The sequence below is a fragment of the Oleidesulfovibrio sp. genome (assembly GCF_047973035.1).
In the GTDB taxonomy this organism is placed as follows: Bacteria; Desulfobacterota; Desulfovibrionia; order Desulfovibrionales; family Desulfovibrionaceae; genus Oleidesulfovibrio.
Genome location: NZ_JBKEBF010000031.1, coordinates 177,323 through 193,031, shown reverse-complemented (window position 1 = coordinate 193,031; position 15,709 = coordinate 177,323). Strand labels below are relative to the sequence as shown.

Below are 15,709 nucleotides of genomic sequence, written 5' to 3'. Positions count from 1 at the left end.
GACCGAGCGCAGGAAGGTTGAAATTGTTTCGTGTACATGGCCATGACACAAAAAACACATCCCCGATGAAAATCGGCAGACATTAGAGACACAAGGAAAAGACATGAGCTTTGATCTGGATAAAGAACGTAGCAGGCTGGAACGCAAACTGGAAGCGTTGCGTAAAAAAGAATTTATTCCTGCCCCCCTGCTTGAGATTGTTGCCAGAACGGCAGAACTGCAGCTGGAAGCACGAGGCAAGGTTCAGGTTTCGTTGCCGGACCAGATTGCTCCGGCTGATGCTCATGCTCAGGGCGCTTCTTTGCTGCCTCGTGAACAATTTCCGTACGACAAGGCTGTGACGGCTGAGACCTTCGGCAAGCTGCTGGCTCTTATGGCTCAGTCGGGCGGTTCCATGGCGGAGGGAGCTACTTCGCTGCATAAGGCTCTTGAGGCCCGTGAATTTTCGCTGGAAGAAGCCTGTGATGCGTTGTTGCAGGATGATCAGCTGTTTTTTGCCGACTGGGGAGCACGTATGCCTGAAGCTCCCAGTTTTGTCCGGTATCTTGTGCAGGGCAGTCTGGTTCCTTCGCTGATGGCGGTAAGTGACCTGCTGGCGGAGCGTCGCGATACCGAAACCGTCTGGTCGCACGGGCATTGTCCGCACTGCGGCTCAATGCCGCTGGTGGCAAGCCTGCGTAATAAAGAGGGCTTCCGGTATCTTACCTGTTCGCTGTGCAGGCATGAGTATCGTGCAAAGCGTTTGCAGTGTCCTTTCTGCGGAGAAGAAGATCACAGCAAACTGGAATATTTCAAGGCAGAAGGTGAGGCCGGTTTTGAAGTGCATGTCTGTCGCAGTTGTCACTGTTATTTGAAAGTTGCAGACTTCCGCGAACTGGACAGGCTTTCAATTCCCGTTCTGGATGATCTTGAATCTCTTGCGCTCGACATTCTTGCGCGGGAGCAGGGATTTGTAAGGCCGACGCAGTCGGCATGGGGGTTTTGATGCCATGAAACTGGCTGGTTGCGGTGCGGCCCCGAGAACAATCGGGGTTCGCCAGTATAAAGATGGCGGGTGGTACACTTTTGATGATGTCCTTAGCCGCGAAGTGCCGGTAACGGTGCGTATCGGCGAGGCAGAGCCCAGAACGCTGTGGGCCTGGCCTGAACAGCTGGAGGATCTTGCCGCAGGGCACGCTTTGCTTGATATGGGGCTGGACGGCCGTAAAGTGCTGGTGACAGCCGCCGGAGAGCGCAGCTTTGTGATTACCCATCACGAACAGCCGCAACCGGCAGTTCTGCCTGATCCCGGTCGACTGGATGCAGCTTCGCTTTTGCAATGTATGGCCGGTTTCATGGGTGCTCAGGGGCTTTGGGATGGTACAGGGTGCTTTCATCGGGCCGGAGTTCTTGATGCCGCTACCCGTACCGTCCTGCACCGTACCGAAGATATCGGCAGGCATAATTGCATAGACCGGCTGGCAGGCTGGGCGGCACGGAATGACGTGCAGCTTGGCGGGCTGGTGATGCTGGTTTCGGCCAGAGTTACCGCCAGCCTGTGCGCAAAGGCAATGCGCGCTGGGTTTCGTTTTATTGTCAGCCGCTCTGCGGTAACCACGGCCTCGGTAGATATGGCCTCTGATGCAGGCGTGACGCTGGTCGGATTTGCACGTGACAGAGAGAACCGGTTTACGCTGTTTACCGATGCGGAAGGAAGGGTGACAGAATAATGGCAGGGATGCACGCTGATGATACTGCGCCTGTGGGCGTAGTGCTGGCTGGAGGGCTGAGCGCCCGTCTGGGCAGCGATAAGCGTGGCGTGCACCTGTTCGGCGAAGGTGAGCCGGATCTTCTGAACCGCTGTGCGGCTCTTTTGAAAGACGTTGTCGGCGAAGTCTGGATAAGCGTGCGCGATTGCCGCCCCAATGCAAATGGATATTTCTGGCTGTGCGACGAAGAGGAAGGTCTGGGGCCGCTAGGCGGTATTATGACCGCTCTTCGGGTGGCTCAGGGGCCGGTTCTGGTGCTTTCATGTGATCTGCCGTTTATGGACAGGTCCATGCTGGAGCGCTTGCTTGCGGCCCGCACACAGCGACAACCGGATAGCCTGATGACAACTTTTGTGCAGGAAGATACCGGTTACATTGAGGCGCTGGTCGCGATATACGAATTCGGTGCACTGGAATGGTTCCGCAAGGCAGCTGACCGCGGGGTTTACAAAGTAAGCCGTGTGGTGCCACAAGAGTTACAGCATCGTGTTTCATATTCAAGGGAAGAATCCCTGCCCTTTTTCAACGTGAACTATCCGGCGGATCTGGAAATGGCCCGTCGGGTAATACGGGCACTTACAGTATGAGTACAATCCACAAAGCCCTGTACGACAATGTCCCGCAAGACCAGCAAAGTCCTGCGGTGGAGCGTTTTTCAGATGAATACGGCAGGCAGGTAAGCTATCTCAGGCTTTCTGTAACGGACAGATGCAACCTGCGCTGTATGTATTGCTGGACTTGTGACGGCTTGTCCTTCATTCCGCATACAAAGATTCTGACGTATGAAGAAATGCTGCGTCTTGTGGATGCTGCTGTAAGCCTTGGCGTGGAAAAGGTGCGTCTTACCGGCGGTGAGCCTTTTGTAAGAAAAGGTTTTCTGTATCTTGTTGAATCACTTGCAAAGCGTCACCCTTCGTTGGATGTGCGCATTACTACCAATGCCACTCTGCTGGCGGGTAAGGTTGCCGCGTTGCGCGATCTTGGGGTCCGCTATGTGAACGTATCCCTTGATACGTTTGACCGTGAACGCTTCCAGAAAGTGACAGGGCGTGACATGCTGCGGCAGGTGCGGCGTGCGCTGGATGAAGTGCTTGAGCACCAGATCGGGCTTAAGTTGAATGCTGTTGCCCTGCGTGGGTTCAATGATGACGAATTGCCCGTATTTTTGAATTTTGCCCGGCGCAACCCTGTTGATGTGCGTTTTATCGAATTTATGCCTATGGGTGGGTGTACCCGCTGGCGTGAAGAAAATTTCTGGTCTGCCAAAGATATTCTGTCTCAGGCCGGTGATTACGCAAATCTTATTCCCGTGCAAGGGCGTACACGCCGTAGCGGTCCCGCAAAGCTGTACGACATTGAAGGGGGCAAAGGGCGTTTCGGCCTTATCACCCCGCTTTCCGACCACTTCTGCAAGTCGTGCAACCGTCTGCGCATTACGCCGGACGGCCGTCTGCGGACCTGTCTTTTTTCGGATAAAGAATACCGTCTGCGCCCTGTAATCCGGCATCCCAAGCTGGGTATGGAGGCTGCGCGCAAGATCATGCAACTGGCGGCACTCCGAAAGCCTTTGGGCTACCGGATGCTTGAACATCTGCATGCTGACGGTTCTGTAGCCGAAAAGCGTATGTCCGCTATCGGCGGGTGATACTTCTCTTTCAACTTCCTGTAGAATAAAGCTTTATATATGTGTATACACTGCCTCAGTGTGTACGGTTTTTTGCCGTGCTTTTTTCGGGCATGTATGCCGATGTCGTACCATAGGTCCAAAGTTTACAGGTTCTTATAATGCTAAAATCTTTTTTTACATGCGTTTTCATTTTATTTGCTGTTCCAGTGCAGGGCGCTGCAGTTGATGATGGGTACTATACTGTTGCGGATGTGCGTGTTGACGTGCTTGAAAAAGGCCTGATGGATCAGGAAAATGTTGTGGCAATGATCCGGAAAAGTGCCAGATTCATTTATTTTTCCATTAATAATCCACAACGTACTGTAACCACGTACAGGCGGGGACGTGCGAGTGTCGCTCCGCTGGTGGTGGACGGCAAGCAGATGACTACCAGCGTGGATGGCGAATCTGTAGTTTTGCTTTTTGAAAAATCGCACCTTGTGCTGCGAAGTCATATTACCGATTTTGCGCTGGGCAGCATTGATGTCTATTTACAGCTAAAGCATGTGAAGGAAGATGATACAGATTTTTCTGAACTGCGTAAGATTCATAAAAAGCAATATGATGGGCATGTTGCATATGTGAAGGACTTGCGGCAACGATTTACAGCAGCTGCGCCTTCTCAGGATAGTTATTTTTTTTCCACAACAGATGAAGGGATAACATTCCTCAGACCTGTAGATGCCACTGTACATAAATGGGACAGCGGAATGTACGTATGGGCTGTAGATGAAATATACATCAACAGGCAGCGTCCTGATGATAATGTGTATACTCTGGTTCCGTATGACGTAGATATAGTGACGACTAAAGGTCCTGCAGAGGCCTTTAATATGCAGCGCTGGATGAAGAAACAGGGAATATTGCCGGAAGACTGCCTGCTGCGGAAACAAGATTATGTGGCCTATGTGGACGCAGCCGGAGGCATACATATGCTGCTGCATTATTATGCGGACGGAACGCATATTTTCGGAAAAGCGGAAATCGATGCAGATACAGACATTACAGCTGTTCGCAAAATATACGATATGGTGACCGCTCTTGCCCCTGCATCGCAGGATCAGCATTCGATTTTTGATCTGAAGCAACGGTTGGGAGAAGGGCGGAAAAAGTCTCAGCCTGATTTTGAGGTAAAGTTGAAGGAACAGCTGGACAACCTGCTGACTCTGGCCCGCCTGCTTATGGAGGACACACAGGACAGTAGCCGTTCCTTCCGGCCCCAGGAGTTTGCGGGCGAAATTGACCTTGCAGTCAGCAAGATGCCATTTGGTGAATATCTGGCTGGCAAGGTGCAGGAACTCGGGCCGGAGTGGGCAGAATATCTGCGGGGAGATACGTATACCGTTTTGCAGCATAGGAACTACGCAGACCGGTTTATTGTTTTTTATGCCTTGAGTGACAATGGCCTGAACTATATCGTGTCTTATGAGGATGTCCAGAATCCCGAAGAGTTTGCGCGCCTTATAGAAGCGTGCAGAGCGCTTGAGCCGTTTCGCCTGCATAATTACGACAAGGAATTTCTTGGCCGCTATGTATTCAAGTATGCTTTTGCTCAGGCCATTGACGGCGGGTTTATCGTTACAGAATATGATGACCGTGGGTTCTGGGGATTAAAAGGCTTTCTGCGTGCGGACGGAGTGCTTCTTATTCCCGCACATTGTGAGTCTATCAAGACTCTGAAACATGGTTTGTTGTGTGAAACAAAGCGTGACACGGATGTGCTTTTCGACCACGCGGGCAGAAAATTGCTGGAAGCACATTCTATCCGTATGACTTCGGATACCGTGGCAACTGTCAGAGTGCGCGGGGCCGAAGGCAGGCTGGTAGGGCAATATGCGTTGCCGTCAAAGGCTTGGACAATACGGCCGCTTTATGCCTCACTGGAAAAGATTAATTCGCCGGTAGAGCGGTTCATTGTTTCGCGGCATGTGGAAGCGCAGGGTGATGCCTCGCCTGATAAGCGCACAAGGCTGGTGGGCGTGATCGATAGTGTAGGTAACGAGGTCATAGCTCTTTCAGACTATGAGTGGATTGTATTTAACGAGGCATACGGAGTGTTTCTGGCAAAGAAAAGAGAGAACGGGACTTTCCGGTTCGGACTTTTTGATGTGAATGGTAAGACGGTCTATCCCATGGAGTATGAAGCTGTACGCGGACCGCTGAGTAACCGGATAGAGCTGCTGAAAGACGGCAACTGGGAAACCGTGGTGCGATAGCTGAAGCGGTTGTACAGGCTAGTCCGCGTGGTCCATTGCTGAATGCAGAGTATCGCAGACAGCTACATGTGCCAGCACTCCCATTGCTTCAAATACGTTGCGGAAGCTTTCTGACAATCCGGAAATAGTAACCGGAATTCCGCCCAGAGCCGTATTGCGGATGCACTCGGCCAGAATGGTGATAGCGGCTCCGTTGATGGATGTGCTTGAGGCAAAGTCCAAGATGATGGCATGTCCGCGCTTTTCTGCCGTCTGAAAAATATTGTGAATGGCAGCCTCAGCTGATGTGCCCAATGTTCCGCGTAATGTGATTACAGAAGCTTCGCAGTTTTCCGTAAGCGTCAGTTCCTCTGCCTGCTGACTACGCAGCTGCAGTCTTTCTTCTGCGCGGACCAATGCCTGATCAAGCGCTTCGCGTCTGATGGGTTTGTTGATGAAGTCCGTGGCATCAAGATTAAGTGCCTGCAGTGCAAGGTCCATATCACCGTGACCGGTGATGACTATGACTTCCGTTGCGGGGGCCAGCTTTTTTATCTGACGCAGCACTTCCATTCCGTCCATGCCGGGCATCCGGATATCTGTCAGAACCAGCGGTGGCTGGTGCGCTTTAAAACGGACAAGCCCTGCTTCGCCTGAGTCTGCCGTGAATACCTTGTGCCCGTAGGCCCCCAGCAAAAGCGAGAACATTTTCAGGGTTGGGGCTTCATCGTCTATAACCAGTATTCGCAAGCAAGTACTCCGCAAAAAACAAATTATCTTAATCAAGCCGGAAAGGCTGTTCTTCCGGCAGAAACAACTGCCGTACCGGACCTATGCACGACCCTGCTCCAGTTACGCTGTTTCCGCACTCTGTGCAAACGGCTGTAGCTTGCGCAAAGTGCGGCACCGGCTCCTGTAGGGCTGTGTAGACCTTTGCCAATAATGATTTTTGCCATTCAGCACAAGGGCGGCCTCAGGCATAAGGTTAAGCCGATGCTGAATTTTGTCCGTTCTGAGTGTTTGCCGCCTGTCTGACTGCATCTGTGGCGTGTACCGGAAAGCTGAGATGAAAAGTCGTGCCTTCGCCTGCTTTGCTTTCTGTTCTTATCTGGCCGCCATAATCGCGTACGATACCGTAACTGATTGCCAGCCCCAGTCCCATGCCTTGTCCCGTTACTTTTGTAGTAAAAAACGGTTCGAAGACCTTGTCGCGGATGCTGTCTGAAAAACCGCAACCATTGTCGGAAAATGAAAGAACGACCTGATCTTCCGCTGTGCGCGAAGAAATGGTGATTATGCCCGAAGTGGGGCGCTGCTGCGAACGTTGCCGTTCAATGATGGCATCGCGCGAGTTACTGATAAGGTTAAAGAACACCTGCTGAAGCCTGTTGTCGTGTGCCAGCACCAGTGGCGGATTTTCCTGCAGATCAAGCTTGATGTTCACGTTTTGCAGTTGGAACTGGCGTAAGGCCAGAGATACTACAGCCTTGACGGGTGCATTGATATCTATGGGGGCGGCTAGAAAATCTGCTTTGCGGCTGAATGAACGTAGCGTGGTAATAATTTCCGTGGCTCTGTCTACCTGAACGTTAATCTCGTCCAGTACTTCCTGTATCTGCGCTTCCTTTGCTTCATGCGGAAGGGGTGCCATGGGCGAGTCGGGCGAAACAAGCATGGTAAGATAGTCGCTGCCCATGCGAATGGCATTGAGCGGCTGATTCAGTTCATGCGCCACACCGGCGCTCATTTCGCCCAGTGACTTCATTTTAGACGCCTGAACAAGCTGGGCGTCTTTTTCCATCATGTCCGTTATGTCCGTTGTGGCCACAATAATTGCCGGTCTGCCGCGGTAGCCGATGGGGCAGGCGTGCATATTGACGTAAAACGGCTGTCTGCCTTTCCGGTAGTGCACCACCTTGTTGTAATACAGGCATCCTGTCGAAGTCTGGATGTCGCCGCCCTCATCAAATACTGCCAGACATTCTCTGTTGGGGTCCGGCCCGACTTCCAGGAATGAAATTCCTTTCAGCTCTCCGTGACTGTATCCGTACACTTCTTCTGCCCGCGGGTTGGCATCCAGAATTGCCTGATTGGTGCAATCCACAACAAAAATTGGATCGGGCCCGCTGTTAAAGAGCGAACGGTATTTCCCTTCCGACTCCTGCAGACGCTGACGGTACAGCTTGATGGACCAGACCATGTTACGGAATGAGTCTGTCAGTTGCAGCACCTCGTCGCCTTTACGTTTGCGATAAAACAGGCACTTTTTGCATCGATGCAGAGAATCCAGCCGCGAACTGCTTTTCAGCTGTTCGTCAAAATGCCAGCAAGGCAGGTCTGTATCGTCGTAGGCAGGGCAGTCCTGAATCGTCCAGCCGGAGTCGCCCCCGTCCAGCGTGCCTGCGGATTGAAAGTTCCCGCGCGAAAGGTCGTCTGAAATGCGTGTAAGCTGAACCACAGGTGCTGTAATGTACTGCGAAAGCCGGTGGCTGATTAAAAATATGATGATAATTACTGCTGAGATAAAACCAAGAAACGTTATGCGCAGCTTGCCCACCAGACTGTCGATATGGTCTTTGCTTAAGCCCACGTGCACTGTGCCTATACGGTACAGGCCTTCGTAAATGGGCACAGCGATGTCGTATGCTGGCTCGTTGTGTACGGAAACCACTTTAACGCTACGCTGTTCACCTTCTGCCAGCGGGTTTGCCTGTGTCAGCTTATCCGGCAGAGGGCGCACCAGCGTGTGCCCCAGTACCGTGTTTTCGTTATCCTGAACAAAAATATATGCCACAAGCTGCTGGCGTTCGCGCAGCTGTGCCTCGTCAAAAATAAGGTTCAGCAACTGCGGCTTATCGTTATCAAGAATATACCCTGCGCCGCGTGCGGCTACGCTGTGAGCAATGGCTGTGCCTCGCAGTTCCAGCTCGGTCGTCAGGCTTGAGACAAGAATCCAGCGCGCTAGCAGGGCTATGGTGCCGCTGATGATCATAATCACCGCAAGGATGGAAATGAAAAATTTGTTTTGCAGGCTCAATGTGGAAAAGCGATCGATGATGCGCCTCATATGGCGGCCTCCTTTCCTGCGTTATCAGCAGCAGGCAGCGGGCTGCCGGTTTTATGACCGACCGGAACCTTAGTCTCAGGTTTTAAGTCGGGAGGCGTTGGCTCCGGGAGTAGTAACGGCTTGTCGGCAGTGCCATTTGATGGCGCATCAGTGGAGAATTCCTTGCTGCAATCCTGCCGGAGGGGGGGCATCAGTTCTTTTACGGGGGCGAAGTCTTTTATAAGGACAAACTCCCCGTTGCACAGCAATGTAAAGTAAACTTGGTCCATTCCCTGATGATCTTTCGCACTGAAGGATACGGTGCTCCGGCCGCCAAGCGAAAAACCGTGCAGTGACTCGACGGCGTCGATGAACGATTCACGGGTAAGCTCCGGTCCTGCTTTTTTCAGAGCCTCAACCAATACCCGCGCATTGACGTACCCTTCAAGGCCGATGATGGATGGCGTATCCTGCGGAAAGTAGCGTTGCATCAACTGAACATATTGCTTCGCATCTGCCATGAGGTCAGGTGTCTGCGGGGCAAGCGGCGGGGGCACAACCTGCGACATTGTTACAGGGTTGCGGGATTCGCCTTCCAGAAGGCGCGCCAGCTCTTCTGCTCCCACAAAAGAAAGAGTATGAAAAACGGCACTTATTCCGGCATCGCCGGCCATGCGGATAAAGCGGGCACTTGGTTCGTATGTTCCGATAACTACAACCGCCTGCGGGTCTGCTGCCAGAATCCGTTGCAGGCCGTCTTTCACGTCCATTGTTCCCCGCTGGTATGAACCGCGTGCCACCGGAGCAAGGCCAAGTTCGCGCAGGGCAAGTTCGGTACCGGTCAGCCCGTCAAACCCGTAGTCATCATATTGGTAAAACACGGCAATGCGGGTCAGGCCCATATCTTCTACCAGATGGCGCACGGCAGCCTCTGTTTCCTGATAGTATGACGCCCGCACATTGATGACATATCTGCTGAAGGGTTTGCGCAGACGGTTTGCACCTGTAAACATTCCTAACAGCGGCACACGTGCTTCTTCGATAAGCGGCAGTACCCGGACTGTTGTCGGGGTGCCCACATAGCAGAAAAGGCCGAACACATCGCCTTCGATAAGCAGTGCCTGAGTATTTGCCAGACAACGAGGCGGGTCGTACCCGTCGTCACGTGCATCCAGCACTATTTTCCTTCCGTATACCCCGCCGTTTTCGTTTATATAATTAATGTAGCTGAGAGCCCCGCGCATGGTCTGAATGCCCAGATAGCTGGCGTGCCCCGTAAGCGGCAGTGATGAGCCGAACCGTATTTCAGTATCCGAGATACCGGCGCGTTGCTGCGAATCCTCTGTGCCCTGCTGCAGGTTGCAACCGGAGAGCAGAGCGGCTGCGGTAATCAGGATAACGACAGCCAGCATGTGTAAACAGCAAATACAGGATGCCCTGTAGGCGGTGATGGGGGAATGTGTGTGGCGCACGGTCTCTCCGCTGAGCAAGAGTCTGTGGGGAAACAGCACATAAGTATGCTGCCGATTCAGACAGGTACGTACCTTGTATAGGTGCTTTTGGGCAAGCGTACGGAAGCCGGTAAAAGGAAGGGAGCTGTTCAGCATGATGTGTCTGTCTGCCGCTTTTATAGCCGGTTTTCATTGTCATACTGTAATGCACGGGGTAGGCTTGATGATAAGAAGCTGCTTTCAGGGATGCAGGAACACCGTGAATAACCATCCGAAAAGGAGTGTGCTGCATGAATATTGCTCACATTTTTACGCCTTGGTCAAAGTCGTACTGCGCGAATGCCCCTATGGCCGGAGCTATATTCCAAAGAGGACAGGCTGAAAGAGGTCGAGGGGGAACAGGGAGAAAAGGCTGCTTGCGGGATGCGGCAAGGCTTTCGGGCTGTTGCCTGCTGCTTTGCATTCTGTTGTTGCCGCTATCAAGTGCGCAGGCAGGGCAACCTTTTCCAGACCTCAAGCTTCCGGCACATCCTCAGGCTGCTGCGCTCGGGCTGCCTGATTCGGCATTTTTTTTGTCGGAACTGGAGGCGGATGTACTGCTTATCAATGTATACAGCTGGTTTTGCGGGCCGTGCCAGCAGGAAGCTCCTTTGCTGGCTATGCTGAATGCAGAAATATACAAGCTGGGTTTGGACAACCGTGTTCTTCTGCTGGGTATTGCGGCAGGAGATACGCCTGATTTGGTTGATAAATTCAGAGACAAACATCAGATAAAGTTTGCCCTGTTTGCTGATCCGGACATGGAGCTGTACAGTAAGCTGGGCAACCTTCCCGTTCCGGCACTGCATGTTGTTGTTAAGGGCTCTGCCGGACTGGAGCGGCGTGAACTGCTTTTGGGACGCTTTACGGAAGACCCGCGTGAATTTCTGCGGCGAATTGCAGTTTTACCATGACAGATTTTTGTCTCACTGCTATAGGGCTTCAGCGTTGATGAAAAAACGCGGCGCATTGTTACGGAAGTTCTGCATCGTGTTGCGTGCTATCGGATGCCGGTGTTCAGGTCTGCTTTTGGCGTGTCATAACTTACCGTTTTTTGACGGTTCCCCTGTTTGCCTTCGGGGTGAATTCTGTATATATCATTGTAATGTCTAAAGCATCTCGACAAGAGCTGTTGCAGTCTGAAGAAGCTGCACTTGCATACGTGCTGGCAGAATGCTGGCCCGGTGGTCTGCGTTTTTGTCCCCGTTGCGGCGAGGACAAACTGTATGATCTTGCCGGAGGACGTGCGAGATGTGCCCGATGCAAATATACATTTCAGGATTTCAGCGGTCGCTGGATCAATAATGGCGGACTGTCGCCGCAAACGTGGCTGCGACTGGCCGACTTGTTTGAAAGTGAGCCGACAGTCCATCAGATGGCTGTAGAGGCGGGCCTTTCGTATAATGCCACCTACAAAGCCGTCACGACCATGCGCTTTGCCATTCTGGCGCACGCCCCTGACGCTGTGCAGCTGCTTGGTCCGGAAACGGGGCTTGGTAACTTTTTGCGTAACCGCAAACTTACAGGTGACCCGGAGGCCTCATCACGCTTGCGCGGTACGGTGCCGGTTTTTGGCATTATGGAGCGAAGCGGACGGCTTTTCATCGACCTTGTTTCCGGCATGTCTGCGGAAACTATCTTCCATTTCAACCACAGCTTTCATCTGAAAGTGGAGCGGGCAGGCAACCTTGTGTGGACTGACCGTTACCGTCATTACGACGCACTGGTTTTCTGCGGTGATGACAGCCTGCCGTATGAGTATCTCCGGCGTCACGACAGACCTGTTGCCGTGGAAAGCGGGCAGGGCTTCTGGGCGTTTGCTGAAAAGCGGCTGAAGATGTTCAAGGGTATAACTCCGCGTCGCTTCCCTTTGTATCTTAAGGAGCTGGAATTCCGCTATAATATTCGTCATGGTGATCTGTTTCCCGTGCTGGTGCGTTACCTGTGTGACTTTGTGCCTGAAACCACACCTGAGGGAGTGGTGGTAACCGCCTCCCCGCAAGCCGGTGCGCAGGGCGTTTCTGCCATAGGCTAACCGTCTTTTTTCTTTTTCTTTCCAGCTTCTTCCGTTCACGTATTCTCAATATCTGTGTCAGACCGTGAGTATGAATTCCTTGTGTTAAATTTAACATATTGAATTTGTACACATTGATGTGTGCCAAGTGTGCCAGAAGTCAAACAAGACAGCCTTTTTTGAGAACTGGTCATGGTGCCGCTAGTATCGTCATACTGGAAAAAGATATGCTGCCGGAGCAGTTCCGGAAGCATATGTAACCCCGAAGGTGACGGCATGGATACACCCCACATCAGGCAGACCGCGAATTCCCCCGCAGAAGGCGTACCCTTTGCGGGTCTCGGGCACAGTCTTACTCCGGTAAGGCTGCGGGCACGTCTGCTTGTGCCTGTGTTTGCAGTTTTGCGTTGTCAGACCACGCAGAGCGAACATTGGCCCGAACCGCAACGACCTGCGGGCTTCCGCCTGCTGGTTCGTCTGGGACGCGAGATACGGGGACGATAACATGCGGCATCACAAAGGAGGCACGATGACGGTATCACGTAGAACCTTCCTGAAAGCAGCAGCCGGAGCGGCAACGGCGTCTGCTTTCGCAGGGCTTGGACTCAGCCTTGCGCCGGGCGTTGCCAGAGCGCAACTGCTCAAGCTGGAATGGGCAAAACAGACCACCTCTGTCTGTTGTTACTGTGCGGTAGGCTGCGGCCTTATCGTTCATACATCTAAAGACGGTTCGGGCCGCGCCATCAACGTAGAAGGCGATCCTGACCATCCTATCAACGAAGGCGCCCTGTGCGCCAAGGGCGCATCCATCTGGCAGCTTGCCGAAAACGACAGACGTCCTTCCACCCCCATGTATCGCGCACCCTACAGCGATCACTGGCAGCCGGTATCGTGGGAATGGGCACTGGAAAATATCGCCGCCCGAGTCAAGAAAACCCGCGATGAATCCTTCAGCACCAAGAACGAAAAAGGCGAAACGGTTAACAGAACCGAAGCCATTGCATCCTGCGGTTCCGCAGCGCTTGATAACGAGGAATGCTGGACTTATCAGAGCTTCCTCAGAGCCCTCGGCCTGGTGTACATTGAGCATCAGGCGCGTATCTGACACAGCGCAACTGTAGCGGCTCTGGCAGAGTCGTTCGGACGCGGTGCGATGACCAACCACTGGATCGATCTGAAGAACAGTGATTGCATTCTGATAATGGGCAGCAACGCTGCCGAAAACCATCCAATTTCATTTAAGTGGGTGCTCAAGGCCAAAGACGCCGGAGCGAAGCTTATCCATGTGGACCCGCGGTACACCCGTACATCGGCACGCTGCGATCTGTTTGCCCAGATCCGTTCCGGTGCGGATATTCCGTTCCTCGGCGGTCTTATCAAGTATATCCTTGATAACAATCTGTACTTTAAAGAGTACGTTGCCGAGTACACCAACGCTTCATTTATCGTGGGCGAAAAGTATTCGTTCGAAGACGGCTTCTTCAGCGGATATGATCCTAAAAAGCGCAAGTACGACAAGTCGCAATGGGCATTTGAGACCGACAAAAACGGTGTGCCTGCCCGTGACAAAACTTTGCAGCACCCCCGGTGCGTATTCAATCTGTTGAAAAAGCATTTTGAACGCTACACCGTGGACAAGGTAGTGGATATTACCGGTACACCGAGAAAAGAACTGCTCGAGGTGTACGAATCTTTTGCCGCCACGGGCAAGCCGGATAAAGCCGGTACAATTATGTACGCTATGGGCTGGACTCAGCATACCGTGGGTGTGCAGAACATCCGCGCCATGGCAATCATTCAGTTGCTGTTGGGTAATGTCGGCGTGGCAGGCGGCGGTGTTAACGCGCTGCGCGGCGAATCCAACGTACAGGGTTCCACCGACCAGTGTCTGCTGGCGCATATCATTCCTGGCTACCTCAGCGTGCCCAAGTCCGCCTGGCCTTCACTGGAGGCTTATAACAAGGCCAATACTCCGGTCAGCAACGACGAAATGTCGGCCAACTGGTGGCAGAACAAGCCCAAGTACGTGGCCAGCCTGCTGAAAGCCATGTACCCCGAAGCTTCGCTGGAAAGCGCCTATAACTGGCTGCCCAAGGTGGATTCGCATAAGCCCATGACGGACTACTTCTGGCTGTCGCTGTTTGAAAAAATGCACAAGGAGCAGTTCAAGGGCTTCTTCGCATGGGGCATGAACCCCGCCTGCGGCGGTGCAAACGCCAATAAAAACCGCGAAGCCATGGGCAAGCTGGACTGGCTGGTCAACGTGAACATCTTTGAAAACGAAACCAGCTCGTTCTGGAAAGGCCCCGGTATGGATCCTTCCAAGATCAAGACGGAAGTATTCATGCTGCCGTGTGCGGTTTCCATTGAAAAAGAAGGTTCCGTTACCAACTCCGGTCGCTGGATGCAGTGGCGCTACGCAGGGCCGAAGCCTTTTGCCGGAAACAAGCCCGATGGCGACATCGTATACGAACTGATGGAAAAGCTCCGTCATCTGTACCAGAAAGAAGGCGGCGTTTTCCCCGATCCTATCCTGCATCTGAATCTGGAAGACTGGCATACCGATCATGTTTTCGACCCACATAAGGTTGCAAAGCTGATCAACGGTTACTTCCTGCGTGATGTGACCATCAAGGGCAAGACCTACAAGAAGGGCCAGCAGGTCCCCAGCTTTGCCTTCCTGCAGGACGATGGCTCGACCTGTTCCGGCAACTGGCTGTACTGCAACTCATATACCGATAAAGGCAACATGGCAGCCCGCCGCGATAAAACCCAGACTCCGGAACAGGCTAAAATCGGTCTGTACCCCAACTGGTCGTGGTGCTGGCCTGTCAACCGGCGCATTCTGTACAACCGTGCTTCCGTAGATGCCAAGGGCACCCCGTGGGCACCAGAAAAGCCTGTTATCGCATGGAACGGTGAAGGCTGGGTTGGCGATGTGCCTGATGGCGGCTGGAAGCCCGGAACAAAGCATCCGTTCATTATGCGTAAGCACGGAGCCGGTCAGATATTCGGCCCCGGTCGTGAAGAAGGCCCCTTTCCCGAGCATTACGAGCCTCTGGAATGTCCTATTAAGGACAACCCCTTCTCGCCGCAGCTGCATAACCCCACGGCATACGTCATCAAGGGCGAAGACGCAGCCGTATGCGACCCGCGTTTCCCGTTTGTAGGCACAACGTACCGCGTGACGGAACATTGGCAGACCGGTCTGATGACCCGTAACCAGGGCTGGCTGATTGAAGCCGAGCCGCAGCTCTTTGTGGAAATGAGTGAAGAGCTTGCAGCGCTTCGCGGTATTGTAGGTGGCGAAAAGGTACGTGTTTCCAGCCTGCGTGGCTCGCTGGAGTGTGTGGCTATTGTCACCAAGCGTATCAAGCCCTTTAATGTGCAGGGTAACGAAGTTCACCTTGTGGGCCTGCCGTGGCATTACGGTTGGATGACCCCGAAAAACGGCGGCGACGCGGCAAACCTGCTTACGCCATCTGTGGGCGACCCGAACACCGGCATCCCTGAAACCAAGGCGTTCATGGTTGACGTCCGCAAAATGTAA

General features: G+C 53.0%; 12 protein-coding genes. 9 read left to right on the top strand and 3 right to left on the bottom strand.

Going from position 1 to position 15,709, the window contains the following annotated elements; genetic code table 11:
- Positions 1–103 precede the first annotated feature (103 nt).
- From ACK5LI_RS09625 to ACK5LI_RS09605, 5 genes are all read left to right on the top strand, one after another.
- Positions 104–985 (top strand): formate dehydrogenase accessory protein FdhE, encoded by an 882-nt coding sequence (locus ACK5LI_RS09625; protein ID WP_416948660.1) that lies wholly within the window; start codon positions 104–106, stop codon positions 983–985.
- A 4-nt stretch (positions 986–989) separates the two neighbouring features.
- Positions 990–1,709: a formate dehydrogenase accessory sulfurtransferase FdhD gene (locus ACK5LI_RS09620; RefSeq protein WP_416948658.1), complete on the top strand. Its 720-nt coding sequence runs from the start codon at positions 990–992 to the stop codon at positions 1,707–1,709.
- Positions 1,709–2,335 (top strand): molybdenum cofactor guanylyltransferase, encoded by a 627-nt coding sequence (locus ACK5LI_RS09615; protein ID WP_416948656.1) that lies wholly within the window; start codon positions 1,709–1,711, stop codon positions 2,333–2,335. The genes ACK5LI_RS09620 and ACK5LI_RS09615 overlap by 1 nt, the downstream gene beginning before the upstream one ends.
- Positions 2,332–3,393 (top strand): GTP 3',8-cyclase MoaA, encoded by a 1,062-nt coding sequence (moaA, locus tag ACK5LI_RS09610; RefSeq protein WP_416948654.1) that lies wholly within the window; start codon positions 2,332–2,334, stop codon positions 3,391–3,393. The genes ACK5LI_RS09615 and moaA overlap by 4 nt, the downstream gene beginning before the upstream one ends.
- Positions 3,394–3,533: 140 nt before the next feature.
- The gene (locus tag ACK5LI_RS09605) at positions 3,534–5,630 is read left to right on the top strand and encodes a hypothetical protein (protein ID WP_416948652.1); all 2,097 of its coding nucleotides are present in this window, start codon (positions 3,534–3,536) and stop codon (positions 5,628–5,630) included.
- 18 nt (positions 5,631–5,648) lie between these two features.
- Here the strand turns inward: ACK5LI_RS09605 and ACK5LI_RS09600 are convergent, their stop codons facing one another.
- From ACK5LI_RS09600 to ACK5LI_RS09590, 3 genes are all read right to left on the bottom strand, one after another.
- Positions 5,649–6,359, bottom strand: coding sequence for a response regulator (locus ACK5LI_RS09600; protein ID WP_416948650.1), 711 nt, complete (start codon positions 6,357–6,359; stop codon positions 5,649–5,651).
- A 235-nt stretch (positions 6,360–6,594) separates the two neighbouring features.
- Positions 6,595–8,676: an ATP-binding protein gene (locus tag ACK5LI_RS09595; RefSeq protein ID WP_416948648.1), complete on the bottom strand. Its 2,082-nt coding sequence runs from the start codon at positions 8,674–8,676 to the stop codon at positions 6,595–6,597.
- Complete coding sequence (locus ACK5LI_RS09590) at positions 8,673–10,067, bottom strand: ABC transporter substrate-binding protein (RefSeq protein WP_416948680.1); 1,395 nt, start codon at positions 10,065–10,067, stop codon at positions 8,673–8,675. Before ACK5LI_RS09590 ends, ACK5LI_RS09595 begins: the two co-directional genes overlap by 4 nt.
- Positions 10,068–10,396: 329 nt before the next feature.
- Here ACK5LI_RS09590 and ACK5LI_RS09585 point away from each other — a divergent pair, with 329 nt between their 5' ends.
- The 4 genes from ACK5LI_RS09585 to fdnG all read left to right on the top strand — a co-directional run bounded on the left by ACK5LI_RS09585 (position 10,397) and on the right by fdnG (position 15,709).
- Positions 10,397–11,059, top strand: coding sequence for a TlpA disulfide reductase family protein (locus ACK5LI_RS09585; RefSeq protein WP_416948646.1), 663 nt, complete (start codon positions 10,397–10,399; stop codon positions 11,057–11,059).
- 191 nt (positions 11,060–11,250) lie between these two features.
- Positions 11,251–12,180 carry a transposase gene (locus tag ACK5LI_RS09580; protein ID WP_416948644.1) on the top strand — a complete coding sequence of 310 codons (930 nt, stop codon included), beginning with the start codon at positions 11,251–11,253 and terminating at the stop codon, positions 12,178–12,180.
- A 255-nt stretch (positions 12,181–12,435) separates the two neighbouring features.
- Positions 12,436–12,663, top strand: coding sequence for a hypothetical protein (locus ACK5LI_RS09575; protein ID WP_416948642.1), 228 nt, complete (start codon positions 12,436–12,438; stop codon positions 12,661–12,663).
- A gap of 25 nt (positions 12,664–12,688) precedes the next feature.
- Positions 12,689–15,709 carry a formate dehydrogenase-N subunit alpha gene (gene fdnG, locus ACK5LI_RS09570; protein WP_416948640.1) on the top strand — a complete coding sequence of 1,007 codons (3,021 nt, stop codon included), beginning with the start codon at positions 12,689–12,691 and terminating at the stop codon, positions 15,707–15,709.

Coding starts and splice junctions, on each gene's coding strand:
- ACK5LI_RS09620 (WP_416948658.1), top strand. CDS start 990: ATGAAACTGGCTGGTTGCGGTGCGGCCCCGAGAACAATCGGGGTTCGC.
- ACK5LI_RS09585 (WP_416948646.1), top strand. CDS start 10,397: ATGAATATTGCTCACATTTTTACGCCTTGGTCAAAGTCGTACTGCGCG.
- ACK5LI_RS09625 (WP_416948660.1), top strand. CDS start 104: ATGAGCTTTGATCTGGATAAAGAACGTAGCAGGCTGGAACGCAAACTG.
- ACK5LI_RS09605 (WP_416948652.1), top strand. CDS start 3,534: ATGCTAAAATCTTTTTTTACATGCGTTTTCATTTTATTTGCTGTTCCA.
- ACK5LI_RS09580 (WP_416948644.1), top strand. CDS start 11,251: ATGTCTAAAGCATCTCGACAAGAGCTGTTGCAGTCTGAAGAAGCTGCA.
- ACK5LI_RS09575 (WP_416948642.1), top strand. CDS start 12,436: ATGGATACACCCCACATCAGGCAGACCGCGAATTCCCCCGCAGAAGGC.
- ACK5LI_RS09590 (WP_416948680.1), bottom strand. CDS start 10,067: ATGCTGGCTGTCGTTATCCTGATTACCGCAGCCGCTCTGCTCTCCGGT.
- moaA (WP_416948654.1), top strand. CDS start 2,332: ATGAGTACAATCCACAAAGCCCTGTACGACAATGTCCCGCAAGACCAG.
- ACK5LI_RS09595 (WP_416948648.1), bottom strand. CDS start 8,676: ATGAGGCGCATCATCGATCGCTTTTCCACATTGAGCCTGCAAAACAAA.
- ACK5LI_RS09615 (WP_416948656.1), top strand. CDS start 1,709: ATGGCAGGGATGCACGCTGATGATACTGCGCCTGTGGGCGTAGTGCTG.